At 60.2% G+C, this 24001-nt stretch carries 20 protein-coding genes; 8 read left to right on the forward strand and 12 right to left on the reverse strand.

The window, feature by feature from the left end:
* Positions 1-136: 136 nt before the first annotated feature.
* From HF257_RS10500 to HF257_RS10525, 6 genes are read left to right on the forward strand one after another with little or no spacing between them, the layout of a single operon-like run.
* Positions 137-838, forward strand: a complete 702-nt coding sequence (locus HF257_RS10500; RefSeq protein ID WP_185707625.1) for an MtnX-like HAD-IB family phosphatase — start codon at positions 137-139, stop codon at positions 836-838.
* Positions 831-2225 carry an aspartate aminotransferase family protein gene (locus HF257_RS10505; protein WP_185707623.1) on the forward strand — a complete coding sequence of 465 codons (1395 nt, stop codon included), beginning with the start codon at positions 831-833 and terminating at the stop codon, positions 2223-2225. Before HF257_RS10500 ends, HF257_RS10505 begins: the two co-directional genes overlap by 8 nt.
* Positions 2222-3088 carry an alpha/beta hydrolase gene (locus HF257_RS10510; RefSeq protein ID WP_185707621.1) on the forward strand — a complete coding sequence of 289 codons (867 nt, stop codon included), beginning with the start codon at positions 2222-2224 and terminating at the stop codon, positions 3086-3088. The genes HF257_RS10505 and HF257_RS10510 overlap by 4 nt, the downstream gene beginning before the upstream one ends.
* A gap of 16 nt (positions 3089-3104) precedes the next feature.
* Positions 3105-4229: a GNAT family N-acetyltransferase gene (locus HF257_RS10515; protein ID WP_185707619.1), complete on the forward strand. Its 1125-nt coding sequence runs from the start codon at positions 3105-3107 to the stop codon at positions 4227-4229.
* Complete coding sequence (locus tag HF257_RS10520; RefSeq protein ID WP_185707617.1) at positions 4229-6007, forward strand: sensor histidine kinase; 1779 nt, start codon at positions 4229-4231, stop codon at positions 6005-6007. Before HF257_RS10515 ends, HF257_RS10520 begins: the two co-directional genes overlap by 1 nt.
* Positions 5997-7394 carry a sigma-54-dependent transcriptional regulator gene (locus HF257_RS10525; protein WP_185707615.1) on the forward strand — a complete coding sequence of 466 codons (1398 nt, stop codon included), beginning with the start codon at positions 5997-5999 and terminating at the stop codon, positions 7392-7394. Before HF257_RS10520 ends, HF257_RS10525 begins: the two co-directional genes overlap by 11 nt.
* 122 nt (positions 7395-7516) lie before the next feature.
* Here HF257_RS10525 and HF257_RS10530 read toward each other — a convergent pair whose 3' ends face one another.
* The 8 genes from HF257_RS10530 to HF257_RS10565 form a co-directional block, all read right to left on the reverse strand.
* On the reverse strand, positions 7517-7855 hold the full coding sequence (locus tag HF257_RS10530; protein ID WP_185707613.1) for a GlpM family protein: 339 nt from the start codon (positions 7853-7855) through the stop codon (positions 7517-7519).
* Complete coding sequence (aauR, locus tag HF257_RS10535) at positions 7855-9192, reverse strand: two-component response regulator AauR (protein ID WP_185707611.1); 1338 nt, start codon at positions 9190-9192, stop codon at positions 7855-7857. Before aauR ends, HF257_RS10530 begins: the two co-directional genes overlap by 1 nt.
* Complete coding sequence (gene aauS / locus HF257_RS10540; protein ID WP_185707609.1) at positions 9189-11090, reverse strand: two-component sensor histidine kinase AauS; 1902 nt, start codon at positions 11088-11090, stop codon at positions 9189-9191. Before aauS ends, aauR begins: the two co-directional genes overlap by 4 nt.
* 207 nt (positions 11091-11297) lie before the next feature.
* A complete protein-coding gene (locus HF257_RS10545) occupies positions 11298-12032 on the reverse strand; it encodes an amino acid ABC transporter ATP-binding protein (protein WP_017137029.1) in 735 nt (244 codons plus the stop codon).
* The gene (locus HF257_RS10550) at positions 12029-12700 is read right to left on the reverse strand and encodes an amino acid ABC transporter permease (protein ID WP_017137030.1); all 672 of its coding nucleotides are present in this window, start codon (positions 12698-12700) and stop codon (positions 12029-12031) included. Before HF257_RS10550 ends, HF257_RS10545 begins: the two co-directional genes overlap by 4 nt.
* Complete coding sequence (locus tag HF257_RS10555; protein WP_065906793.1) at positions 12700-13446, reverse strand: amino acid ABC transporter permease; 747 nt, start codon at positions 13444-13446, stop codon at positions 12700-12702. The genes HF257_RS10550 and HF257_RS10555 overlap by 1 nt, the downstream gene beginning before the upstream one ends.
* 194 nt (positions 13447-13640) lie before the next feature.
* Positions 13641-14567 (reverse strand): glutamate/aspartate ABC transporter substrate-binding protein, encoded by a 927-nt coding sequence (locus HF257_RS10560; protein WP_090366491.1) that lies wholly within the window; start codon positions 14565-14567, stop codon positions 13641-13643.
* A gap of 323 nt (positions 14568-14890) precedes the next feature.
* Positions 14891-17209, reverse strand: coding sequence for a TonB-dependent receptor (locus HF257_RS10565; protein WP_185707607.1), 2319 nt, complete (start codon positions 17207-17209; stop codon positions 14891-14893).
* Positions 17210-17335: 126 nt separating this feature from the next.
* On the opposite strand from HF257_RS10565, the gene HF257_RS10570 reads away from it, so the two are divergent.
* A complete protein-coding gene (locus HF257_RS10570; protein WP_185707605.1) occupies positions 17336-18046 on the forward strand; it encodes a tetratricopeptide repeat protein in 711 nt (236 codons plus the stop codon).
* 47 nt (positions 18047-18093) lie between these two features.
* On the opposite strand, the gene glpD is transcribed toward HF257_RS10570, so the two are convergent.
* From glpD to HF257_RS10590, 4 genes are all read right to left on the reverse strand, one after another.
* Positions 18094-19632 carry a glycerol-3-phosphate dehydrogenase gene (gene glpD, locus HF257_RS10575; RefSeq protein ID WP_185707838.1) on the reverse strand — a complete coding sequence of 513 codons (1539 nt, stop codon included), beginning with the start codon at positions 19630-19632 and terminating at the stop codon, positions 18094-18096.
* Between the two features lie 182 nt (positions 19633-19814).
* Positions 19815-20570: a DeoR/GlpR family transcriptional regulator gene (locus HF257_RS10580; protein WP_176994865.1), complete on the reverse strand. Its 756-nt coding sequence runs from the start codon at positions 20568-20570 to the stop codon at positions 19815-19817.
* Positions 20571-20653: 83 nt separating this feature from the next.
* Positions 20654-22159, reverse strand: coding sequence for a glycerol kinase GlpK (gene glpK, locus HF257_RS10585; protein WP_185707602.1), 1506 nt, complete (start codon positions 22157-22159; stop codon positions 20654-20656).
* A gap of 78 nt (positions 22160-22237) precedes the next feature.
* On the reverse strand, positions 22238-23092 hold the full coding sequence (locus tag HF257_RS10590; protein ID WP_185707600.1) for an MIP/aquaporin family protein: 855 nt from the start codon (positions 23090-23092) through the stop codon (positions 22238-22240).
* A gap of 326 nt (positions 23093-23418) precedes the next feature.
* On the opposite strand from HF257_RS10590, the gene ybaK reads away from it, so the two are divergent.
* Positions 23419-23889: a Cys-tRNA(Pro) deacylase gene (gene ybaK, locus HF257_RS10595; RefSeq protein ID WP_185707598.1), complete on the forward strand. Its 471-nt coding sequence runs from the start codon at positions 23419-23421 to the stop codon at positions 23887-23889.
* The last annotated feature ends 112 nt before the right edge of the window (positions 23890-24001 follow it).

Consider the following 24001-nt stretch of genomic DNA (forward strand, 5'->3'; position numbering starts at 1 on the left):
GTAGCTGGCGCGACACATATCATCATCGATATCTGCCAAACCCCCAGCCCCGCTGGGCGATAGCCAGTTGGCACACTCCCTGCTGTACACCCTTTGCAAGCGCACAGAGCGCGCTCCTCTTCCAAGGTAATCGCAGATGATCCACTGGCATATCGTGTGTGACTTCGACGGGACCATTACCCCCACCGATGTCATCGACAACGTCCTCCAACGCTTCGCCGGCCCCGAGTGGGAAACCATCGAACAGGAATGGCTGGATGGGCATATCGGTTCACGCGAATGCCTGAGCCGCCAATTGGCGCTGATCAAAGCCACCCCAACCGAACTGCTGACGTATTTCGACAGCGTCGAAATCGACCCGGACTTCCCGGACTTCGTCGACCACGTCATGGGCTTGGGCGCGACCATCGAAGTGGTCAGCGACGGCATCGAGCAAGGCATCGCGCGGATCCTGTCGCGCAACTACGTGACCTTGCTGCCGATCCTCGCCAACCGCCTGCGCCAAGTCGACCAGAACAGCTGGCGCATCGACTTCCCGTACTCCAGCGATGCCTGCCGTGCCGCCTCCGGCAACTGCAAGTGCAAATCCACGCCGCGCAACAAGCGCGTGCTGGTGATCGGCGACGGCAAGTCCGACATGTGCGTGGCCTCGACCGCCGACTTCGTCTTCGCCAAAGGCAGTCTCGCCGACTACTGCGTGACCCACAACATTCCCCATGCACGCTTCGACACGTTCGCCGAAGTGCCTGCATTGCTGGCCCAACTGCCTCAAGGCATTGCTGCCAACGCCACCACCTTTACTGCTGCTGACAATCAGGAACTCTTCCACCATGTCTGATATCCGTATCGCTACCGCCGAAGACCAGATTCTTCTGGATAAAGAAGCCAAGTATTGCTCCTACGGCGACACCGTTCACTACATCGAGCCACCGCGTATTTTCAGCCGTTGCGAAGGCTCCTACGTGTGGGACACCGAAGACCAGGCCTACCTCGACCTGCAAATGTGGTACTCGGCGGTCAACTTCGGTTACGCCAACCCGCGCCTGAACAATGCACTGAAACAACAGATCGACACCCTGCCGCAAATTGCCAGCCAGTACCTGCACAAAGGCAAGATCGAGCTGTCGGAAATGATCGCAGTCGACGCCAAGAAAAAGTTCGGCCTCGACGGTCGCGTGCACTTCAACGTCGGCGGTTCGCAGTCCATCGAAGACTCCCTGAAAGTCGTGCGTAACGCCACCAACGGCAAGAGCCTGATGTTCGCCTTCGAAGGCGGCTACCACGGCCGTACCCTCGGCGCATCGTCGATCACCTCCAGCTACCGCTACCGTCGTCGCTACGGCCACTTCGGCGAGCGCGCGCAGTTCATCCCGTTCCCGTACCACTTCCGCGGCCCTAAAGGCATGACCAAGGAAGAGTACGGCAGCCACTGCGTGCAGCAATTCGCGCGTCTGTTCGAGACCGAATACAACGGTGTGTGGGATCCGAAAGTCGGTTCCAGCGAATACGCCGCGTTTTACGTCGAGCCGATCCAGGGCACTGGCGGCTACGTGATCCCGCCGATGAACTTCTACCGCGAATTGAAGCAAGTGCTGGATCAACACGGCATCCTGATGGTGTCCGACGAAATCCAGATGGGCTTCTACCGTACCGGCAAACTGTGGTCGATCGAGCACTTCGACGTGCAACCGGACGTGATCGTCTTCGGCAAGGCGCTGACCAACGGCCTCAACCCACTGGGCGGCATCTGGGCCCGTGAAGAGTTGATCAACCCGAAGATCTTCCCACCAGGTTCGACCCACTCCACCTTCGCCTCCAACCCACTGGGGACGGCGGTAGGCCTGGAAATGTTCAAGATGACCAGCGAAGTCGACTACGGCGCGATGGTCATGGCCAAGGGCAAATACTTCCTGGAAGGCCTGCAAGACCTGCAAAAACGCTTCCCGATCATCGGCGACGTCGACGGCCTGGGCCTGGCCCTGCGCTGCGAAATCTGCGGCCCGGACGGCTTCACCCCAGACAAGGCGACCCTGGACTACATGGTCGAAGAAGGCATGAAAGGCGACATGATCGTGGATGGCCAGAAACTGGGCTTGATCCTCGACGTGGGCGGCTACTACAAAAACGTGATCACCCTGGCACCGTCCCTGGAAATCAGCTACCCGGAAATCGACCTGGGCTTGAAGCTGCTTGAGCAACTGCTGGTGCGGGCGACCAAACGGTGAACACAACTGAGATCGACCTCGGTGAAGGTGATGCCGGCTTCGTTCTCGGTGAAGGTCCGGTCGGGATCCTGCTGATCCACGGCCTGACCGGCACCCCGACGGAATTGCGCCAGGTCGCCAAAGGCCTGGCCAAGGCGGGCAACTGCACGGTGTACGTGCCGACCCTGGCCGGGCATTGCGGTGGCAACAGCGACCTGCAGGCTACCGGCTGGCTGGACTGGTACGAAGGGGTGCGCAAGACCTTCGTCCAGGTCAAGCAGCGGCATGAGCAGGTGTTTGTCGGTGGCTTGTCCATGGGCGCGGTGATGTCGATGTACGTGGCGTCCGAGCATCCTGGCCAAGTGGCCGGGTTGCTGATGTATTCCACCACTTTGAAGTACGACGGCTGGAGCATTCACAAGCTGGCGTTCCTGACGCCGTTGCTGATGAAGATTCCGTTCGGCGTGCATATCTGTCGCTTCGAAGAGAAGCCGCCGTATGGCATCAAGAACGAGCGCCTGCGGGCGATCGTCGAACGGCAGATGAAGGAAGGGCACAGCAGCGAGGCGGGCTTGCTGACGATGGAGGGCATCACGGTGCGCGAGTTGCACCGGATGAACGCAGTAGTCAAGAAGCGCATGCCCCAGGTCAAGGTGCCAGCGTTGGTGCTGCATTCCATCGAGGATGACATTACCAGCCGTTGGAACGCCGATTATGTGGAGCGCCACCTCGGTGGTCCGGTGACCAAGATCCTGTTGGACAACTGCTATCACATGATCACCGTCGACCTGCAATACCGCCGCGTGATCGAGTTGAGTGCCGAGTTCATCGAACAACATGCCCACGCCATCGAGGCACCCGAAGACTATCGACAGCGGGCGTAAGCCTTAAGGACCTGACGTGATAACCGCCCAAGCCTTCTCGACTATCCGGGCCATCCAGCGCAGTGCCTGGAACGACTGTTTCCCCGGTGCCCTGGAGGACTGGGACTATTACGTTGCCGTGGAAAACGCCGCTATCGATGACTTCCGGTGGCGTTACCTGGCTGTTTACGAAGATGGAACGCTGGTGGCGGTGGCTGCCGCGTTCATCACGCATTATCGCCTCGACACCACGGTGTCGGGCGCGGGCAAGCGTTTGACCGAACGCCTGGAGCGACTGTGGCCGGGTGTTTTGCAGTTGGGCCTGTATGCCATCGGCTCGCCGGTGGCCGAGCGCTGCGACGCAGGTTTTGCCAGCAGCGTGCCCGAGGCGCATCGCCCGCTGCTGCTCAAGCATGTGCTCGCGGCTGCACGCCAGGATGCCGACGAGTTCGGTATCGGCCTGGTGGCGGTCAAGGACGCGCCGACCAACGACCCGCACTGGGCAGAAAGCTGCCGTGCCGCGGGTTTCCAAAGCATGCCAAGCCTGCCTACTGGGCTGTTGCCGCTGCCTTATGGCTCGGTGGACGCCTACCTCGGTTCGTTGGGTAAATCCACCCGCAAAGACCTGCGCCGCAAACTGCGAGCGCCGGGGCCGCGGGTAGAGTGGCGGCGCAACATCGACGATGTGTTGCCCGAGATCATGCGCCTGTACGAAGCCACGCTGACCCGTGCCGACCTGCAATTCGAACGCCTGCCTGCCGGTTACTTCACCGGGGTGCTTGAACGCCTTGAAGAACGTGCGGTGTGTGTTCTTTACTGGGTCGACGAGCATCTGGTGGCGTTCAACCTGATCCTGGTGGACGAGCACCGGCTGGTGGACAAGTTTTTCGGGCATGACGTCGAGTTCACCCGTGAATACAACCTGTACTTCCGCAGTTGGCTGACCAATGTCGACTACTGTATTCAACACAATATTGCGTTGTACGAGTGCGGGCAGGCCGGGTATGCCAGTAAGCTGCGCCTGGGCTGCGAGTTCCAGGGCAACAGCCTGTTTTTCCGGCACCGTAACCGGCTGGTGAACGGCCTGCTCAAAGTAGTGAAAATGTTTATTCGACCGGACCGTTCCGACCCTGCCATGGCTGCTGCGATAAGCGAAACCTGATGATCACCAAGACCCGCCAGAAAGCCCGCCCCTTTGCCATTTCGCGCTGGAGCGTCCAGCGTAAGCTGGTGCTGGCGTTCTGGTTGGTCAGCGTAATTCCCACGATGATTGCGGCGGAGTTGGCGGCGACCACGCTGTCGCAGATTTTCGACAGCAACGTGCGCATCTGGCTGCAGGAGTCGACCAAGATCGTCAAGGACGAGATTGGCGACATCCTTCACGACAACGCGCGCATGGCCAAATTGTTCCTGCGCTACACCAGCCCGCCATCGTCCAGGCAGGCCGCCAAGCATGATCGACTGACCGCCGACATTGCCGACGCCACGGACATCGACGTGGTGGCGCTGATTCGCGTCAGCGACCACAAGGTGGTGTTCAGCACGGCTGCCGATGACATCGTCAAGCAGATCAACCTGACCAGCAACGCCGTGTTGCAGACCGTACAAGTAGCGGGCGTGAGCACGGGGCTGGTGGTCTCGACCTTCGAGACCAACCGTGACGGCGAGGACTACCTGTTGCTGGTGGCGACCTACCTGGACAGCAGCTTCCTCACCAGCGTGGCCGATGTGCACTCCCTCGACCTGCGCCTGTACCTGGCCAACCCTGATGGGTTCTCGGAGATTTTTTCGACCCAGCGCTTCGTCGACCACCCCTCGCGCATCCCCAAAAGTGTTGAAGCCGCGATGCGCAGCACCAAGCAACCGAGCGAGCAGTTCACCAGCAAGTACAGTGGCCTGTACTGGCCGATTTTCAATGATGCCGGCGAGCTGCAAGGCGTGATTTTCAGCGGGCTGCTGCGCCATACCAGCCTGGTGGGGCTGGTGAACCAGAGCAATCTGTTCGTGTTGATTTTCTTGCTCAGCTCAGCGCTGTCGCTGGCAGCCGGGGTGTTGGTATCGCGGCGGCTGACCAAGCCGCTGCGGGACTTGTCACAAGGCGTGGACGCGGTGATTTCCGGCAATTATGAGCACCGTGTGCTGGTCAGCGGCGGTGACGAGCTGGCGCAATTGAGCAGCACCTTCAACCACATGACCGAACGCCTGGGCGAACTGCATCACCTTGAAGCCCAGTTGCGCCGGCGTGACCGCTTGCATGCCCTGGGTGAAGTCGCCATGGGCCTGGCCCACGAGATCCGCAACCCGCTGGGCATCATCAAGACCGCCACGCAGCTGCTGCATCGGCGTGCCGACCTGGCGGAAACCGACAAGCGCCATCTGGAGTACGTGATCAGCGAGGTCAGCCGAATCAACGACCTGATTACCGAATTCCTCGACTTCGCCAAGCCCAACCCGCCCATCCGGGTGTTGCAAGCGGCGCGTCCGCTGGTGGATGAAATCCTTGGCTTCTGTGCGCCGGAACTCGCCAGCCACAACATTGATGCACAAGTCGATGACCAGGCGCCGGATGCGAAGATCTACGCGGACGCCAAGCAACTCAAGCAGGCCTGTCTCAACCTGATTCTCAACGCCATCGACGCAATGCCCGAAGGCGGGCGATTGACCCTGGGCATTCGCAGCGTGGGCGACAACACCTTGATCAGCATCGCCGACACCGGCCAGGGCATCCCGGCGGATATGATCGAGCGCATCTTCACGCCATTCGTCACCACCAAGGCGTCCGGCACCGGTTTGGGCCTGGCCAAAGTCTATTCGATCATGGAAAGTCACGACGGCAGCATTGAATGCGCCAGTGAGAAAGATGCCGGCGCCACCTTCAGCCTGTACATTCCGGCTCAGGGTGACGAAGACGGAGACGACGAGGAAGGTCATGACGCATAACGTATTGGTAGTCGATGACGAGCCCAAACTCTGTGACTTGCTGTCGTCAGCCCTGAGCCAGAGCGGTATCCAGGTGTTCACCGCCGGCAACGGCCTGCATGCGCTCAAGGTACTGGAACAGGAAGACATCGACTTGGTCATCAGTGACTGGCGCATGCCGGGCATGGACGGGCCGGCGTTGTTGGCCGAGATCAAGGTGCGCTACCCGCACTTGCCAGTGATCGTGATGACGGCGTACAGCACGGTGAAAAATGCGGTGCAGTCGATGCGCAACGGCGCTTACGACTACATCGCCAAACCGTTCGATATCGACGAGTTGGACATCACCGTGGCCAAGGCCCTGCAGTTTCGCGACATCATGCGCGACAACGCCCGCCTGCGCGCCGAACTGGACGAACATGCGCAATTCGACAGCCTGGTGGGTGACAGCCCGGCGTTTCGCAAAGTGCTGCAAGCAGTGGATTCGGTGCGCGACAGCAGCGCCACCATCCTGCTCACCGGCGAAAGCGGCACCGGCAAGGAAATGGTCGCGCGGGCTATCCACAAGCACGGCAGCCGTGCCGACAAGCCCTTTGTGGCGGTCAACTGCGCGGCCATCCCCGAAGGCTTGCTGGAAAGCGAAATGTTCGGCCATCGCAAAGGCGCGTTTACCGGAGCTGTGTCGGACCGGGTAGGGCGCTTCCAGCAGGCTGACAAGGGCACGCTGTTTCTCGATGAAGTGGGCGATATGCCGCTGGCGTTGCAGGCCAAGATCTTGCGCGCCTTGCAGGAACGGGTGATCGAGCCGGTGGGCGATCCGCGTGAGCGCAAGGTGGATGTGCGAGTGATCGCCGCCACCAACAAGAACCTGCTGGATGCGGTGGCCAACAAGGAGTTTCGCGAAGACCTGTATTACCGCCTCAACGTGTTCCCAATCCCGCTGCCGGCTTTGCGTGAGCGTGTGGAAGACATCGCGCCGTTGGCCCGGCACTTTGCCCAGACCTTGAGCGCTACCGCTGGCAAACGCATCACCGGCTTCAGCCCCGAAGCGTTGCAGGCCATGGCGGCGTATCACTGGCCGGGCAACATTCGTGAACTGCAAAACTGCGTGGAGCGGGCGACGATCGTCGCGGCCACGCCGGTGATCGAGGACATCGACCTGCCGGGGTATCTGTTTGCCTCCAAACCGAGCGAAGGTGGTGTGACAGCGATCCTCAGCGACGGCCCCGGCATTCCCCAGGATCTGGATGCGGCGTTGGCGGAGGTTGAGAAGGCTTATATCCTGGCCGCCTTGCAGGAGAGCAACGGCGTGCAGGCTGCGGCGGCGCAGAAGATCGGGATATCAGAAAGAAGCTTTTGGTATCGCCTGAAAAAGCTGGGCATCCAAGTCGACAAGATTGTCCGCTGACACCCAGGGGTTCAAATGTGGGAGCGGGCTTGCTCGCGAAAGCGGTGTGTCAGTCAAAGATGTTCCAACTGAACCACCGCTTTCGCGAGCAAGCCCGCTCCCACAATTTTGATAGCGTTGGGTCAGTAATGTACGCGAACCCACACGTTGACCAATATCGTCGCCGCGATCAACCACGCCACCGCCGCAACGGCCAGCGACGCCTCCAACCGCATCCGGTCCACCATCACGTACAGCGTCGCCAGGTACACAAAGTACGGAATGATCGACCACATCCCGAACAGGATAGTGGTCTTTAAATCCTCCACCGAGCGGCCCTTGCCGACGATGTAATGGGCGATCAGCGCAAAAGTCGGAAACAGCGGCACCAGACCTGCGATGTAATAGTTCTTGGTCTTGGCCAGCGCCGCTAGAACCAGCACCATTGCTGCGCCAAGGGCGGCCTTTAATAGCAGATCCATCAGTGGCTCAACCCGTATTTCTTGACCTTGTCGAACAGCGTGGTCTTGGCCAGCCCCAGTTCCTGGCTCGCCTGGGTCAAGTTGCCGCCGCTGCGTTGCAAGGCATCGCTGAGCAGGTTACGTTCGAAGGCTTCCACCGCTTCGGTAAAGGCCAAGCCACCGCTGCCGCTGCCGGCGCCGCTTTTCTTGAAGGCGGGCAGGCCGAGGGCAAAACGTTCGGCGACGTTGCGCAGTTCGCGTACGTTGCCCGGCCAGTCGTGGCTCATCAGGGTCGACAGGGTCTGGTTGTCCAGCTCCGGCACACTGCGGTCAAAACGTAGCGACGACTGCTGCAGGAAGTGTTCGAACAATTGCAGGATGTCTTCACGGCGCTCGCGCAGCGGAGGCAGTTCCAGGGTGACCACGTTGAGGCGGTAATACAGGTCGCTGCGAAATTGGCTGGCGCGGCTCAGTTCGTCGAGGTCGGACTTGGTGGCCGCGATCACCCGGCAATCCACCGCTACGCTCTGGTTGGAACCCAGACGTTCCAGGGTGCGTTCCTGCAACACGCGCAGCAGTTTTATCTGCAGGTTGATCGGCATGCTTTCCACTTCATCGAGGAACAGCGTGCCTTCGTGAGCGTGCTCGATCTTGCCGATGCGGCGTTTGCCGGCGCCGGTGAAGGCGTTGGCTTCGTGGCCGAATATCTCGCTTTCGAACAGGTTCTCCGGCAGGCCGCCGCAGTTCAGGGCAACGAACTGGTGATCGTGGCGGCGGCTGAAATCATGCAGGCAACGGGCGACCAGTTCCTTGCCGGTGCCGGTCTCGCCTTCGATCAAGACGTTGGCCGAGGTGTCGGCGACGTTGGCGATCAATTCGCGCAGGTTCTGCATGGCCGGCGAGCGGCCGATGATGCGGCCTTCCAGGGAGTCGCGCTCGGCCAACTGGCGACGCAGCGACCAGACTTCTCGTGCCAGCCCGCGTTGTTCCAGGGCGCGGCGAGCCACGTCCACCAGGCGTTCGGGGGAGAAGGGTTTCTCCATGAAATCGTAGGCGCCGTTGCGCATCGCGCCGACCGCCATGGAAATATCACCATGGCCGGTGATCAACACCACCGGCAGGCTTTTATCCAGGGCCTTGAGGCGGGTGAGCAACTCCAGGCCGTCGATGCCCGGCAGGCGGATATCGCTGATCACAATGCCCGCGAAGTTCTCGCCGATACGTTTCAGCGCCTCTTCGGCACTGCCCACGCCGACGCTGGGAATGTCCTCCAGGGTCAGGGCCTGCTGGCAGCCGAGCAGCACATGGGGATCGTCTTCGACAATCAGGACGGTGAGGTCTTTAGGGTCAGTATTCATGTGGACTCAGCTTTTTGAGTACCCACCAACGGCAGGCACAAGACAAAGGCAGTACCACCACCGGCCGGGTGCTCCACGGCGAGGTTGCCGCCGGTGGCCGCCGCGAGGCTGGCGGACAGGGTCAGGCCCAGGCCCAGGCCTTGCTCGCCGGGTTTGGTGGTAAAGAACGGTTCGAACAAATGCTTGCGCGCCTCGGGGTCGATGCCGTGGCCGTTGTCGCGCACCAGCAGGCGGTATTTACCTTCGCTGGTGCCGCCTTCCAGCCACAGTTGCGGGGCCGGCTGGGCTTGCATGGCGTCGAGGGCATTGCCGATCAGGTTGACAAGAATCTGTTCCAGGCGCGTCTGGTCGATCTGCAATTGCGCGGGGGAAAAGTCGCTGTGCAGGGTTAGCGGCAGGCTGTCCAGGCGTGCGCCGAGCACCTGGAACGCGGCATCCACCGCTTTTGTCAGGCTGGCCTCGCCTTGATCGTCACCGCGCCGGGCAAAGGAACGCAGGCTGGCGGTGATGCGGCCCATGCGGTCGATCAGTTCGTTGATGGTCTTGAGGTTGGCGCTGGCGGTGTCCAAGGCGCCGCGTTCGAGGAAACGCACGGTGTTGCCGGACAAGGTGCGCAGCGCGGCCAAGGGCTGGTTGAGTTCATGGGCGATGCTGGTGGACATCTGGCCGATGGCCGCCAGTTTGCCGGCCTGCACCAGTTCGTCCTGGGCGCGGCGCAGGGTTTCTTCGGCCTGGCGTCGTTCGCGGATCTGGCCCTTGAGCCGTTCGTTGCTGGCGCGCAAGTCGGCGGTGCGTTCGGCAATCCGACGCTCCAGCTGGCTGTTGGCTTCCTGCAAGGCTTCTCGCGCGGCGAGGCGGGTGGCGATGACCTTGCGCCGCTCGTTCCAGGCGATCAACAAGAACGCCACCAAACCAAAGGCGACGGCCACCAGGATGCCTTGGTTGATCGCGGCGCGGCGCAGGTCATTCAGGGGCGTGAGCAGGGTGAAGTTCCACGGCGTGTCGTTGAGCGGACGCGTCTGCGCCAGGTAGCTGACTTCGTGCTCGTCGTTGACCACTTCGCTGTTGGCCGGGAAGGTGAGTTTTTCGGTGCCTTCGTTGAGGCGTTCGCGGGCCAGGGGTTCCAGTTCGTTGAGCGTGGCCCAGTAATATTGCAGGCTGTGGGCCAGGCGCTCTTTAGTGTCATCGCTCAGCGGCCGCACGGCCTTGAGGCGGCGGGCCGGATCGCTGGACAGGATGATGATGCCGTTCTCGTCGCTCACAAAGGCTTCAAGGCGAGCGCGCTGCCAGCGTTCTTCCAGCGCTTCGAGGCGCACCTTGACCACGGCCACGCCGATGATTTTGCCGTGTTCTTCCAGGCCATGGGCCAGGTAATAACCGGGTTCACCGTTGGTGCTGCCGATACCGTAGAAGCGCCCGGGTTGGCCACGTACAGCATTCTGGAAATAGGCACGGAAGGACAGGTCTTCACCCTGGTAACTGTCGGCATCGCGCCAGTTACTGGTGGCCAGCACACGGCCGGTGGTGTCCATCACGTAGATGGCGCGGCTGCGACTGCGTCGGTTCAGGCCTTCGAGGTAATCGTTGACGGTCTTGCGGGTTTCCTGGCTCGGGTCGGCCAGCAGCTTGGAAACGCTGGACTCCAGCTCGAGAAGGCTGGGCAGGTAGGTGTATTTGCTCAGTTCGCTCTCGACGGTGCGGGCGTGCAGCTCCAACTGGCGTTCGCCGGTGTCGCTGAGGGTGCGGATGCCATAGTACTCACTGACCCAGAAGCCGATAAAACCCAAGCCGATCATCAGGGCGACGATCAACGGCGGCAGGAACAGCTGGCGAATCAGACGAGGCTTCACGGCAAGTGATGGCGGCGCGGCGCGATATTGATTGGGGTCGCATTTCATCACAGATGCCTTGGGTCAACCAGCAGTGCGAGCAGGCTTGTGTAGTGAGCGGGCTTGCCCCGCGCTGGGGGGCGAAGCCGCCCCAAAACCAGGCACCCTAGTTCTGTCTGGAGAAATACGGTGACTGGGTTAGGGCGGCTTTGCCACCCAGCGCGGGGCAAGCCCGCTCACTACACAAGCCCGCCCCACAGGATGGGTGGTGTTGCTTTAGTGCTGCAGGATTTTCTCAAGGAAGTGCTGCGCGCGTTCGGAGCGGGCGCTGATGTCGCCGAAGAACTCTTCTTTAGGGCAGTCTTCGATGATCTTGCCGGCGTCCATGAAGATTACGCGGTCGGCCACTTTGCGGGCAAAGCCCATTTCGTGGGTCACGCACATCATGGTCATGCCTTCGTGAGCCAGTTGCACCATCACGTCCAGCACTTCGTTGACCATTTCCGGGTCGAGGGCGGAGGTCGGTTCGTCGAACAGCATGACGATTGGGTCCATGGCCAGCGCGCGGGCGATAGCCACACGTTGTTGCTGGCCGCCAGACAACTGGCCCGGATGCTTGTGGGCATGCGCCGACAGGCCAACGCGGTCGAGCAGTTGCAGGCCTTTCTTGGTGGCCTCTTCCTTGCTGCGGCCGAGTACCTTGATCTGCGCGATGGTCAGGTTTTCGGTGATGGTCAGGTGTGGGAACAGTTCAAAGTGCTGGAACACCATGCCCACGCGCGAGCGCAGTTTCGGCAGGTTGGTCTTTGGGTCGGCGATGGAGGTGCCGTCGACCACGATGTCGCCCTTCTGGAACGGTTCCAGCGCGTTGACGCACTTGATCAGGGTGGATTTGCCCGAGCCCGAGGGCCCGCACACCACGATCACTTCGCCTTTTTTGACATCAGTGCTGCAATCGGTCAGCACCTGGAAGTCGCCATACCACTTGTTGATGTTCTTGATAGAGATCATACGGCAAACCTTTTTTGCAGACGCTTGACCAGCAGCGAGGCGGAAAAGCTGATGATGAAGTAGACGACACCGGCAAAGATCAGGAACTCATTGGAGCGGCCGATGATGTCGCCGTTGGAGCGGGCGGAGTTGAGGAAGTCCACCAGGCCCACGGTGTAGACCAGCGAGGTGTCCTGGAACAGGATGATCGACTGTTGCAGCAGCAACGGGGTCATCTTGCGGAACGCCTGGGGCAGGATGATCAGGCGCATGGTCTGGCCATAGGTCATGCCCATCGCTTGCGCTGCGCCCATCTGGCCCTTGGGGATCGACTGCACGCCGGCCCGCACGATTTCACAGAAGTACGCGGCTTCGAACATCATGAAGGCCACGACGCAGGAGGTGAACGCACCGATCGGGGTGTCTTCGCCAGTGATCCAGCGCAGCACGAATGGCACCGCCAGGTAGAACCAGGTGATCACCAGCAGCAGCGGGATCGAGCGGAAGTAGTTCACGTAGGCGCCGGCCAGGCGTGACAGCAGTTTGCTGGACGACAGGCGCATCAGCGCAAGCACGGTGCCCAGTGCGATGCCGCCGACCACGCCCATGACCATCAACTGCAAGGTCATGACCATGCCGTTCCACAGGCCTGGGATTGCGGGGATGATGCCGCTGAAATCGAAGTCCATTATTTACCCCCCACGGAGATCAGGCCGGGCACCGCGACTTTCTTCTCGACCAGGCGCATGAGCAGCATCAGGCTCATGTTCAGGGTGAAGTAGATCAGCGTGGCCAGGGTGAAGGCTTCAAACAGGTTGGCCGAGAACTCGGCGGTCTGCTTGGTTTGCGCCAGCAACTCCATCAGGCCGATCAAGGACGCCACGGAGGAGTTCTTGAAGACGTTGAGGAATTCCGAGGTAAGCGGCGGAATGATGATCCGGTAGGCCTGGGGCAGCAGCACGTTCCAGTAGATCTGCGGCAGCTTGAAGCCCATGGCGCGCGCGGCAGATTCCTGACCGCGTGGCAGCGCCTGGATACCCGTACGCACTTGCTCACACACACGAGCGGCGGTGAACAGGCCGAGGCACACCACGACGCTCAGGTAGGCCGACGTGGTCGGGTTGAGGTCTTGCTTGTACCAGTCCTGCAGGTTTTGCGGCAGCAGGTCGGGTATCAGGAAGTACCAGATGAACAGCTGCACCAGCAGCGGCACGTTACGAAACAGTTCCACGTAGCAGGTCGCGATGCCCGATACGATGCGGTTTGGCACGGTGCGCATGACCCCCAGAATGGAGCCCAGCAGCAAGGCGATAATCCATGCCACAACAGCGATGGCGATGGTCCAGCCCAAGCCAGCGATGTACCAGTCGAGATAAGTCTCGCTGCCAACGCCGGTGGACTTGAAGAACACGCCCCAGTCCCAGTTGTAATTCATTAGGGTCTCCCCTCGAGATCGATCAATGTACAAGCACCCGCTTGGGGAAAGTCCATTCCCGCCCGGCGGCGAACGCCAGGCACACAAGATCGGCTCGAAAACCGCCAGGTCGAGTGTTCCAAAATAAAACCAGCAGGTAGTAACAGACGCCTGAGGGAGGGTTGGCTCCCTCAGGAGATAAGCTTAGTCAGGTATCAGATTTTTACGTCAGGCGCTGGCTTGTCGCTTGGGTTGGCGATCAGCTCCTTCACCTTCTCGCTCATCGGGAAGTTCAGGTTCAGGCCTTTTGGTGGAATCGGGCTCTCAAACCACTTGCTGTAGATCTTGTTGATCTCGCCGGATTTGTACAGGCCAACGATGGCGTCATCGACAGCTTTCTTGAACGCAGGGTCGTCTTTACGAACCATGCATGCGTAGGCTTCGAAGGACTGCGGAGTACCGGTGATAACCCAGTCATCGGGCTTCTTGGCCTTGGCTTCTTCACCGGCCAGCAGGGCGTCGTCCATCATGAAGGCAACGGCACGGCCGCTTTCCAGCATCTGGAAGGATTCGCCGTGGTCTTTGGCGGAGATGACGTTCATGCCCATTTGCTTGTCGGCGTTCATCGCTTTGATGATGCGCTCGGACGTGGTGCCAGCGGTGGTCACGACGTTCTTGCCTTTGAGGTCGGCAAAGTCAGCGTAGGACGGCTTGCCATCCTTGTCTTTCTTGACCAGCAGACGGGTGCCGATCTCGAAGATGTTGACGGTGAAGTCGACTTGCTGGGCGCGCTCGGCGTTGTTGGTGGTGGAGCCGCACTCGAGGTCCGCGGTGCCGTTCTGGATCAACGGGATACGGGTTTGCGAGGTAACGAGGTTGTACTTGACCTTGAGATCGGGTTTGTTCAGGTCTTTTTTCAGGGCTTCAACAACAGCCAGCTGAACGTCGTGGGAGTAGCCCACAGGTTTGCCCGAACCATCCGCGATGTAGGAAAACGGAATGGAGCTGTCGCGGTGCGCGAGGGTGATGGTGCCGGAGTCGTTGATTTTCTTCAGTGTGCCGGTGAGTTCGGCGGCGAAAACTGGAGTGCTGATCAGAGCAGCAGCGATAGCTGCGCCCAGGATATGGGGAACGATGCGCATCAATACTTCCTCGACATTTGTTTTTTTTATGAAGCCGGCTAAACGGCTCTCTTGTACAGCGAATGCCCGTGACGGCTCCTGAGGCGTCTCAGGCAATCGTCAGGGAGTGTAGAGCATGAGTCGTGCCAGACCAGGAATAAAAGATTAACTACTTGATTTATATCGAGATTAACTTTGTGTGACGAGGAATTTGTAACCGAGGAGTACGGCAAACCGAATAGGGTGGGGGATAGTGTTCGGAAAACCGAATGGCCGTCGGCGCGATCATGGAACGTGAAAAAGCCCCGCGAGGGTTAGCTGCGGGGCTTTTTCCAACGAAGTGATCAGAACGTATAGTCGGCCGACACCACCGCCGCACGACCATCACCCGGAACGGCCCAACCGTTGTTGCGGATGCGCGTCAGGTATTCCTTGTCGAACAGGTTGTTGACGTTCAACTGCAGGTTCAACTGTTTGTTCACCTTGTAACCCAGCATCGCGCGCTGCACCGCGTAGCCGGGCGCAGTCGGTGCTCCGGCGGCGCTGACCAGATACTGCTTGGACTGCGCGGTGATGCCGTAGCCCACCTGGAAGTCGTATGGCAGGTCGTACACCGTCCAGAGGCTGGCCGCGTGTTTTGGCGTGAACGGCAGCGGTTCACCTTTCTGCGTATCGATACCGGTCGTCGCCAGGGTGTAGTCGCTGGCACTGCGCAGTACGCGGGTGTCGAGGTAGGTGTAGTTGGCGAAGACCTTCCAGCGATCGGTCAATGCACCGCTCAGGCCCAATGCCACGCCATCGGCCCGCGCTTTACCGTCCAGGGTTTGCGTGCCGCTCAGGTTGGTTGGGTCGTTATCGGCAACCTTGTAGTTGGTGCGGTCATTGCGGAAGATCGCGCCGGTGACTGACAGGGCGTTGTCGAGGAAGTCCCACTTGGTGCCGATTTCATAGCTGACGGCGGTTTCCGGAGCGACGTTGCAGTTGTTGGTGGCCACACTGGAGGTTTTGGCCGGGGTGTAGCAACCGCCGTTGACGCTCGCTTGGGACGGGGTCTTGCTGTTGCCGTAGGCGACATAGAAGCTGCCGTTCTCCGCAGGTTTGTAAACCAGTGCCAGGCGATAGGACGTCAGGTCATCCGCTTGGCCATAGCGGGTACCCGGTGTTTCCACGCCGGTGGCGGAGTAGGCATTGCTGACTGAGCTGCCCGCGTTGTGCTCGTAGCGCAAGCCACCGTTGATTTCCCATTGCGGGTTCAGCTTGAGCGTGTCGAAGGCGTAGGCGGCCCGGTTGTTCAACGCACCATCGACGTGGGCTGCACGGGTGAAGTTGACGGGGCCTGACCAATAGGAATTTGGGTCACTGAAACTGACCGGCGGCGGCACTATCGTGCTGCCATTGCTGTTGGTCAGCCATTTTCCGGTATCCGCTTCGTATTCCTCGCGGCTGATGGCGATGCCGGTCACCAGCGTATGGTCGATAAAGCCCGTGCTGAAGTGGCTGGTCACGTCCGTCTGGTTGGTGAACATCTTGTTCTGGGTGTTGCGCTCGTTGCCCAGCGAGCCGCCGCTCGGCTGGAAGAAGCCTGGCTTCAGGCCTGCGGCGCAAGGCGCACCGGTGATCTGGGTGCCGCTGGCCAGGCAGCCGGCTTGCGCGCCTTCGGGGCCGGAGGCGCGCAAGTCTTGGCGCACGCGTTCAACGCGGGTGAAGTTGCGCACGGACACGGCGTCGTTGAAGTCGTGCTCAAGCTTCAGGCTGAACGCGTCCGAGGTGATTTGCTGGTCATTGATGTTGTGGTAGCCGTAGTAGTCGCTCCAACCCACACCCGGCATGGGTTTGCCGTTGTAGATCGGGATGCCGTACTGCGGTGTGTTGTCATCTTTCTGATGTTCATAACTGACGGTGACCCGTGTCGGCGTGCCCAGGCCAAACGCGATGGAGGGTGCAATGCCCCAGCGCGAGTAATCTTCATAATCGCGCCCCGGCACATCATTACCATGGGCCATGAGGTTCAGGCGGAACGCCGTGGTGTCGTTGAGTTGCTGGTTGGAGTCCAGGGTGATGCGCTTGTAGCTGTCGGTACCGATACCGGCGCTGAGTGTGGTTTTGTCACGCAGTTCGGGGGTTTTGCTCACCAGGTTGATGGTGCCGCCGACTGCGCCCGAACCTGAATACACGGAGCTTGCTCCGCTGACGACCTCGACCTGCTCCAGGTTGAACGGGTCGGTGCGGCTGTATTGCGCGCTGTCGCGAACGCCGTCGACGTAGATGTCGCCGCTGGCGGAAAACCCGCGCAGGTTGATGCTGTCACCGTAGCCACTGCCGCCCTCGCCGGCACCGAAGGTGATGCCCGGCACGGTGCTGAGCACATCGCGCAGGGTCAGCAGGTTTTGATCATGAATGACTTCCTTGGGCACCACCGTGATCGTCTGCGGCGTGTCGCGCAGGGCTTCGGTGTACTTGGGGGAAGAAGGAGCCACAGGGTTGTAGGTGCTTTGGGCCTGACCTTCGATGCTGGTCGCGCCTAGCTGGATTACCCCTGTGCCGTCATCTGCCGCAGTCTCCGCTGCATAACTGAATCCTCCTTGCGCAGCCACTGCCAAACCCACCGCCGATGCGAGCAAATGCCGCGTTGAGAGGGGGGCAGAACTGATCCCGGTAGCCATTGAGTGATCTCTTGTTAATAGAATTGATATACGGTCGTAATTGATAACCGATCTCAAATGTAATAGTTTGTAATCAAATGTTTCATGAAACTTTCGTCAGGTTTGGTCATCGAGGCACACACGAAAATGCACAGTGAACCGTCGGACATCGGCGAGAACCCGCGTGCCTATACGCGGTGGGTGATGCACGCCGCGCAATTGGGCGACGTGGACGCCCAAGCGACCCTCGGGCAGTTGTTGCTGGACGGGCATGGCATCCAGAAAGACCAGGCGTTGGCGTTGAGCTGGTTCCGCATCGCTGCACAGCATCGCCATCCGATGGCGATCAACATGATCGGCCGTTGCCTGGAAAATGGCTGGGGCAGTGACATCGACTTGCCTCAAGCGGCCCTGCATTATCGGCAGGCGGCCGGGCTGGGCCTGGATTGGGGTTTGTATAACTACGGTCAATTGCTGACCCGTGGTCGTGGTGTCGAGAAAAACCTCTCAGCCGCCTTCACGCTGTTCGGTCAGGCCGCAGCCAAGGGCCACGCCAAGTCGATGAACCTGCTCGGGCGTTTTCATCACGAGGGCGTGGTGGTGCCCAAGGACGTGTCGCTGGCTCGACAGTGGTATCAGCGCGCGGCTGAGGCTGGGGATTTTCGTGGGCAATACAACCACGCTGCGGAGCTGGCACAACAGGGCGATGAAGCCCAGGCGTGCCTGTGGCTGGAGCGGGCACTGCTGACGGCGACACCGGGCTTTCTGCAGGCGGCTTATCCGGTGTTGCTGGGGTCGGCCTTCACGGGCATTCGAGACATGGGTTTGCGCTATCAGCAGCAGGCGCTCAACCCATGAAAAAGCCCCTGGACCTTTCGGTGCAGGGGCTTTGATGGGGCGTTGTATCAGGCGGCTTCGATCTTGCCGCGGTTGTGCTCGACCTTGGCCAGGTAGCGCTGCACGTTGTCCTGTTCTTCCGGGGTGGTGAACAGGCCCAACTTGGTACGACGCCACAGCACATCTTGGGGCTGGGTTGCCCATTCTTCAGTGCACAGATAATCGACCTCACGGGTGTACAACCCGCCACCCAAGTGGTCGCCGAGGTCGGTCAACGACTGCACGCCTTCCAGCAAGCGCCAGGTGCGGCTGCCGTAGGTGGTAGACCAACGGCGCGCGATTTCACTCGGCACCCAGTCAAATTTGTTGCGAATGGCGTCGGCCAGGGCTTCTGGCGTGGTCATGTTTTCGCCGCCAGGCAGGCTGGCCGTGGCGGTCCAGCTTGGGCGCATCTGAGTGAAGTACGGGGCCAATTGCGCCATCGCCGACTCGGCGAGCTTGCGATAGGTGGTCAGCTTGCCGCCGAACACCGACAGGATCGGCGCTTCGCCCGTGCCGCCGGACAGTGCCAGGGTGTAGTCGCGGGTGATGGCCGACGGGTTGTCCGACTCGTCGTTGCAGAGCGGGCGCACGCCGGAATAGGTGTGCACGATGTCGTCGCGGCTCAGCTGTTTCTTGAAGTGTGCGTTGACCACCTTGAGCATGTAGTCGGTCTCACCTTCGGTGATCGCAACTGCAGCCGGGTCGCCGGTGTATTCGCGGTCGGTGGTGCCGATGATGGTCAGGTGGTTCAGGTACGGAATGGTGAAGACGATGCGCTGATCTTCGTTCTGCAGGATGTGCGCGTGGGCGCCTTCGTACAGTTTTGGCACGATCAGGTGGCTGCCCTGGATCAGACGGATGCCGTAGGGCGAATCGAGCTTGAGGTCGTCCTTGATGAACTTGGCGACCCACGGGCCGGCGGCGTTCACCAGTGCGCGGGCACGGATCGAGAACAGGCTGCCGTCGGCACGTTCCATGTTCATTTCCCACAGGCCCTTGCTGCGATGGGCGCTGATGCAGCGAGTCTGGGTGTGGATGTGTGCGCCTTTTTCGCGGGCGGCCATGGCGTTCAGCACCACGAGGCGGGCGTCATCGACCCAGCAATCGGAGTATTCGAAGCCTTTGGTGATTTCGCTTTTCAGCGGGCTGTCGGCGCCGAACTTGAGGCTTTTCGAACCGGCGAGCTTTTCGCGCTTGCCCAGGTGGTCGTACAAGAACAAGCCTGCGCGAATCATCCAGGCCGGACGCAGGTGTGGGCGGTGCGGGAGTACGAAGCGCATCTGCTTGACGATGTGCGGCGCCTTGGCCAGCAACACCTCACGTTCGGCCAGGGCTTCGCGCACCAGGCGAAATTCGTAATGTTCGAGATAGCGCAGGCCGCCGTGGATCAGCTTGCTGCTGGCAGATGAGGTGTGGCTGGCCAGGTCGTCCTTTTCGCAAAGGAATACCGACAAACCGCGCCCGGCTGCGTCTGCTGCAATGCCGACGCCATTGATCCCGCCGCCGATTACGGCTACGTCATAGACTTCGGCAAGCGGTGGGGCAGGCAAGGTGGAAGGGTTCATCGGCTGGCCTCGCGACTGTTTTTCGTCTTGGAATTCGAACATTAATGTTCATTTGCGAAAATGGTAGCTGATAAATGCGGGCACAGCTACCCGACTTCGATTGAAAAAACTCATCGAAGGGCGGGGAAAGGAAAATTTGTGAACAATTTGATAGTTCCCACGCGGAGCGTGGGAACGAGCGTTCAAACGACTTCCAGTCGGACCTTGTGCTGATTCAAAAGCTGCACCAGCGCCGGCACCGGCTGCTGATCCGTTACCAGGCAATCCACCAGGCTGATTGGCCCCAGGCGAATCATGGCGTTGCGTCCGAATTTGCTGGAGTCCGCCGCCAGGATGACCTGGCGCGCATTGGCAATGATCGCCTGGGAGACGCGTACTTCCTGGTAATCAAAGTCCAAGAGGCTGCCATCTTCATCAATCCCGCTGATGCCCACCAAGGCAAAGTCCACTTTGAACTGGTTGATGAAGTCGACACTCGCCTGGCCCACGACACCGCCGTCACGCCGCACGTTACCGCCGGTCAACAGCACGTCGAAGTCGTCCTTGGCGCTGAGCATGGTGGCGACGTTGAGGTTGTTGGTGATGATTTTCAGGTGGCTATGGTTGAGCAGCGCACGGGCGATGGACTCGGTGGTGGTACCGATATTGATGAACAGCGAGGCATGGTCGGGGATTTGCGCGGCAATGGCTTCTCCGATGCGCTGTTTCTCGTCACGCATCTGGTCGGCACGCATGGCGTACGCGGTGTTTTCGACACTGGAGTCATAGGCCGCGCCGCCGTGGTAGCGGCGCAGCAGGTTGGCGTCCGCCAGCTGGTTGATATCGCGGCGGATGGTTTGCGGGGTGACGACGAAGAGCTGCGCCATTTCCTCGATACTGACGTAGCCGCGTTCGCGAACCAGTTCGAGGATTTGTTGTTGGCGGGGAGGCAGATTCATGAGGCGTCCTTTGGGCTGCCATACAAAAGTGGCCCATGATGACGCAGGAATCTGCTCCCTACCAGTTACAACCCGAGGTTGGCTTATTCAGCGCCTTCGTGCGGCTCCCAGTCTCGGGTGCGGCTGACCGCTTTTTGCCAGCCGGCGTAGAGCTTCTCTTTTTCGCTCTCTTCGAGTTGCGGTTCGAATTCGCGCTCGATCACGGCCTTGCCACGCAACTCGTCCAGGCTGCCCCAGAAGCCGCACGCCAGGCCCGCCAAGTAGGCGGCGCCCAATGCGGTGGTCTCGCGCATTTGCGGGCGCTCGACCTGGGTGCCGAGGATGTCGGCCTGGAATTGCATCAAGAAGTTGTTGGCCACCGCGCCGCCGTCCACGCGCAGGGCTTTGAGGCGTTCGCCGGAGTCCTGCTGCATGGCGTCGAGTACGTCACGGGTCTGGTAGGCAATCGACTCCAGGGCTGCGCGAATAATGTGATCCACGCGTACGCCACGGGTCAGGCCGAACAGTGCGCCACGGGCGTACGGGTCCCAGTACGGAGCGCCCAGGCCGGTAAACGCGGGTACCAGGTACACGCCGTTGCTGTCTTTGACTTTGCCAGCGAAGTATTCGGTGTCATGGGCATCGTTGATGATTTTCAGCTCATCACGCAGCCACTGCACGGTGGAGCCACCGTTGAACACGGCACCTTCCAGGGCGTAGGCCACTTCGCCACGCGGGCCGCAAGCGATGGTGGTGAGCATGCCGTGCTTGGATTTCACCGCTTTGTCACCGGTGTTCATCAGCAGGAAGCAGCCAGTGCCGTAGGTATTCTTGGCTTGGCCGGCTTCGACGCACATCTGGCCGAACAGTGCGGCCTGCTGGTCACCGGCGATACCACCGATGGCGATGCCGCTTTTGGTGCGGCCGTAGATTTCCGACGACGACTTAACTTCCGGCAACATCTCACGCGGGATGTCGAGAGTCTCCAGCATCTTCGCATCCCACTCCAGGGTGTGGATGTTGAAGAGCATGGTGCGCGAGGCATTGGTGTAGTCGGTGACGTGGGTCTTGCCGCCGGTAAATTTCCAGATCAGCCAGCTGTCGACGGTGCCGAACAGCAGTTCGCCATTGCGCGCACGTTCGCGGCTGCCTTCGACGTTGTCGAGGATCCATTTGAGCTTGGTGCCGGAGAAGTACGGGTCGGTGACCAGGCCCGTGGTGTCGCTGATGTATTGCTCGTGGCCGTCGCGCTTGAGTTGCTGGCAGATCTCAGTGCTGCGGCGGCATTGCCAGACGATAGCGTTGTAGATCGGGCGGCCGGTGACCTTGTCCCACACCACGGTAGTTTCACGTTGGTTGGTGATGCCAATGGCAGCAACCTGGTCATGGTGCAGGCCGGCCTGTGCCAGGGCTTCAACCATCACCGCACTTTGGGTGGCGAAGATTTCCATTGGGTCATGTTCTACCCAACCGGCTTGCGGGTAATGCTGGGCGAATTCACGCTGGGCGGTGCAGACCACGTTGGCGTCACGATCAAAGATGATCGCCCGGGAACTGGTGGTGCCTTGGTCGAGGGCGATGATGTAGTTCTTATTCTGAATATCGGTCATGTCGAATGCCTTGGAAAATAAGAAAATCGGTAATCAGCCTGGGCCGCGAAGAGGGCAGGTGCGTCCAGGCTGGCGCTATCAGGAAATACGGGTCTTGCCGTTGACAGCCGTGTCAGTTGTTTCAGCTATAGCAGGTGCGGCGCTCGGCAAGTGACGGGCAATCAGCCCGCGATAGGCCGCAGCACCGAGGCATGCACCGACAATCGGCGCGAAAATCGGTACAAGGAAGTAGGGAATATCGCGGCCGCCAGTGAAAGCCATTTCACCCCAGCCAGCGAAAAACGTCATCAGCTTGGGGCCGAAATCCCGCGCCGGGTTCATCGCAAAACCGGTCAATGGGCCCATGGCGCTGCCGATTACCGCGATCAGCAAGCCGATCAGCAGGGGCGCCAGCGGGCCACGTGGCAGGCCGTTGTTGTCATCGGTGAGGGCCATGATCACGCCCATCAGGATCGCGGTGATGACCACTTCTACCAGGAACGCCTGGGCGGTGCTCAGCAGCGCATGGGGGTAGGTGGAGAACACCGACGCCAATTCCAGGCTGGCTTGGGAGCCGCGAACCATATGGTGGGTTTGTTCGTAATCGAAAAACAGGTTGCTGTAGAGGGTGTACACCAGCGCTGCCGAGCAGAAGGCGCCGGCAACTTGGGCAAGGATATAGAAGGGCAGTTTGCGTTTTTCGAAGTCGGCGAAAATACACAGGGCGATACTCACCGCTGGGTTGAGGTGAGCTCCGGAAATGCCGGCACTCAGGTAGATCGCCATGCTGACGCCAACCCCCCAGATAATGCTGATTTCCCATAAACCAAAGCTGGCACCCGCCACCTTGAGCGCAGCGACACATCCGGTGCCGAAGAAGATCAGAAGCGCAGTCCCCAGGAATTCGGCCATGCATTGACTCGAAAGCGAGGGCTGTTGAAGAGCAGTAGTCATGGAAAACCTCAGTTGTTGTTCTTGTCTGGCGCACGCCCTCAACGGAGCGTTGCGCGATTTTCACCGTGGCAAGGATCCCCATCCCGGCCGCGGCTTCCTGCTCGATTGCTGTAGGTGCATTCCTACAGTATTCGGAAACGAAAAAATATAGACAAGAATGACGGCTGTCAAAGGTCGAAAGTGAACCATCGGTCACTTTCAAACTATTGATTGGGTGAATGACCGCGCTTGTAACATTGTGTGTGTGCGTCAAGGTGCGCGCGGTAGAGCGTTTTATGCGGGGTTGGCCTAGAATTGGCCATCTGTTTGCCACGCCTGGAGCCAGCATGACCCCTGCATTGGACCTGTTGAAAAAAGTTCGCGCCGAACATCGCATCCACAGTTATGAACATGATCCCAAGGCCGCATCCTATGGCCTGGAGGCCGCGGAGAAGTTGGCGCTGGACCCGGCGCAGGTGTTCAAGACCTTGCTGGCAAGCAGTGAAAAAGGTGAGCTGCTGGTGGCGGTGGTGCCGGTCGTCGGAAGTCTGGACCTCAAGGCCCTGGCGCACGCCGCAGGAGTGAAAAAAGTCGAAATGGCTGACCCGGCGGCGGCGCAACGCTCCACTGGCTATTTGCTAGGGGGCATCAGCCCGTTGGGGCAGAAAAAGCGTTTGCGTACATTTATCGACGAGACGGCGCAGCCGTTCGCGACGATTTTTGTGAGCGCGGGGAGACGGGGATTGGAAGTGGAGCTGCCGGCAGCGGTGCTGGCGGAATATACCCAAGCCAAATTTGCACCGATTGGCCGGGCCTGAATCTATTTTGATGTGTATGGAAATCTAAGTGTGGGAGCGGGCTTGCTCGCGAACACGGTGTGTCAGTCACAGATTTACTGGCTGATCCACTGCATTCGCGGGCAAGCCCGCT

The sequence above is a fragment of the Pseudomonas cremoris genome (assembly GCF_014230465.1).

What these genes read in the sequence shown, in the direction of transcription:
- glpD (WP_185707838.1), bottom strand. Translation starts at nt 19,632, where the DNA reads ATGAACCCTTCCACCTTGCCTGCCCCACCGCTTGCCGAAGTCTATGAC.
- HF257_RS10545 (WP_017137029.1), bottom strand. Translation starts at nt 12,032, where the DNA reads ATGATCTCTATCAAGAACATCAACAAGTGGTATGGCGACTTCCAGGTG.
- HF257_RS10565 (WP_185707607.1), bottom strand. Translation starts at nt 17,209, where the DNA reads ATGGCTACCGGGATCAGTTCTGCCCCCCTCTCAACGCGGCATTTGCTC.
- glpK (WP_185707602.1), bottom strand. Translation starts at nt 22,159, where the DNA reads ATGACCGATATTCAGAATAAGAACTACATCATCGCCCTCGACCAAGGC.
- aauR (WP_185707611.1), bottom strand. Translation starts at nt 9,192, where the DNA reads ATGAATACTGACCCTAAAGACCTCACCGTCCTGATTGTCGAAGACGAT.
- HF257_RS10580 (WP_176994865.1), bottom strand. Translation starts at nt 20,570, where the DNA reads ATGAATCTGCCTCCCCGCCAACAACAAATCCTCGAACTGGTTCGCGAA.
- HF257_RS10555 (WP_065906793.1), bottom strand. Translation starts at nt 13,446, where the DNA reads ATGAATTACAACTGGGACTGGGGCGTGTTCTTCAAGTCCACCGGCGTT.
- ybaK (WP_185707598.1), top strand. Translation starts at nt 23,419, where the DNA reads ATGACCCCTGCATTGGACCTGTTGAAAAAAGTTCGCGCCGAACATCGC.
- HF257_RS10520 (WP_185707617.1), top strand. Translation starts at nt 4,229, where the DNA reads ATGATCACCAAGACCCGCCAGAAAGCCCGCCCCTTTGCCATTTCGCGC.
- HF257_RS10570 (WP_185707605.1), top strand. Translation starts at nt 17,336, where the DNA reads ATGCACAGTGAACCGTCGGACATCGGCGAGAACCCGCGTGCCTATACG.
- HF257_RS10560 (WP_090366491.1), bottom strand. Translation starts at nt 14,567, where the DNA reads ATGCGCATCGTTCCCCATATCCTGGGCGCAGCTATCGCTGCTGCTCTG.
- HF257_RS10530 (WP_185707613.1), bottom strand. Translation starts at nt 7,855, where the DNA reads ATGGATCTGCTATTAAAGGCCGCCCTTGGCGCAGCAATGGTGCTGGTT.
- HF257_RS10500 (WP_185707625.1), top strand. Translation starts at nt 137, where the DNA reads ATGATCCACTGGCATATCGTGTGTGACTTCGACGGGACCATTACCCCC.
- HF257_RS10590 (WP_185707600.1), bottom strand. Translation starts at nt 23,092, where the DNA reads ATGACTACTGCTCTTCAACAGCCCTCGCTTTCGAGTCAATGCATGGCC.
- HF257_RS10550 (WP_017137030.1), bottom strand. Translation starts at nt 12,700, where the DNA reads ATGGACTTCGATTTCAGCGGCATCATCCCCGCAATCCCAGGCCTGTGG.
- aauS (WP_185707609.1), bottom strand. Translation starts at nt 11,090, where the DNA reads ATGAAATGCGACCCCAATCAATATCGCGCCGCGCCGCCATCACTTGCC.
- HF257_RS10505 (WP_185707623.1), top strand. Translation starts at nt 831, where the DNA reads ATGTCTGATATCCGTATCGCTACCGCCGAAGACCAGATTCTTCTGGAT.
- HF257_RS10525 (WP_185707615.1), top strand. Translation starts at nt 5,997, where the DNA reads ATGACGCATAACGTATTGGTAGTCGATGACGAGCCCAAACTCTGTGAC.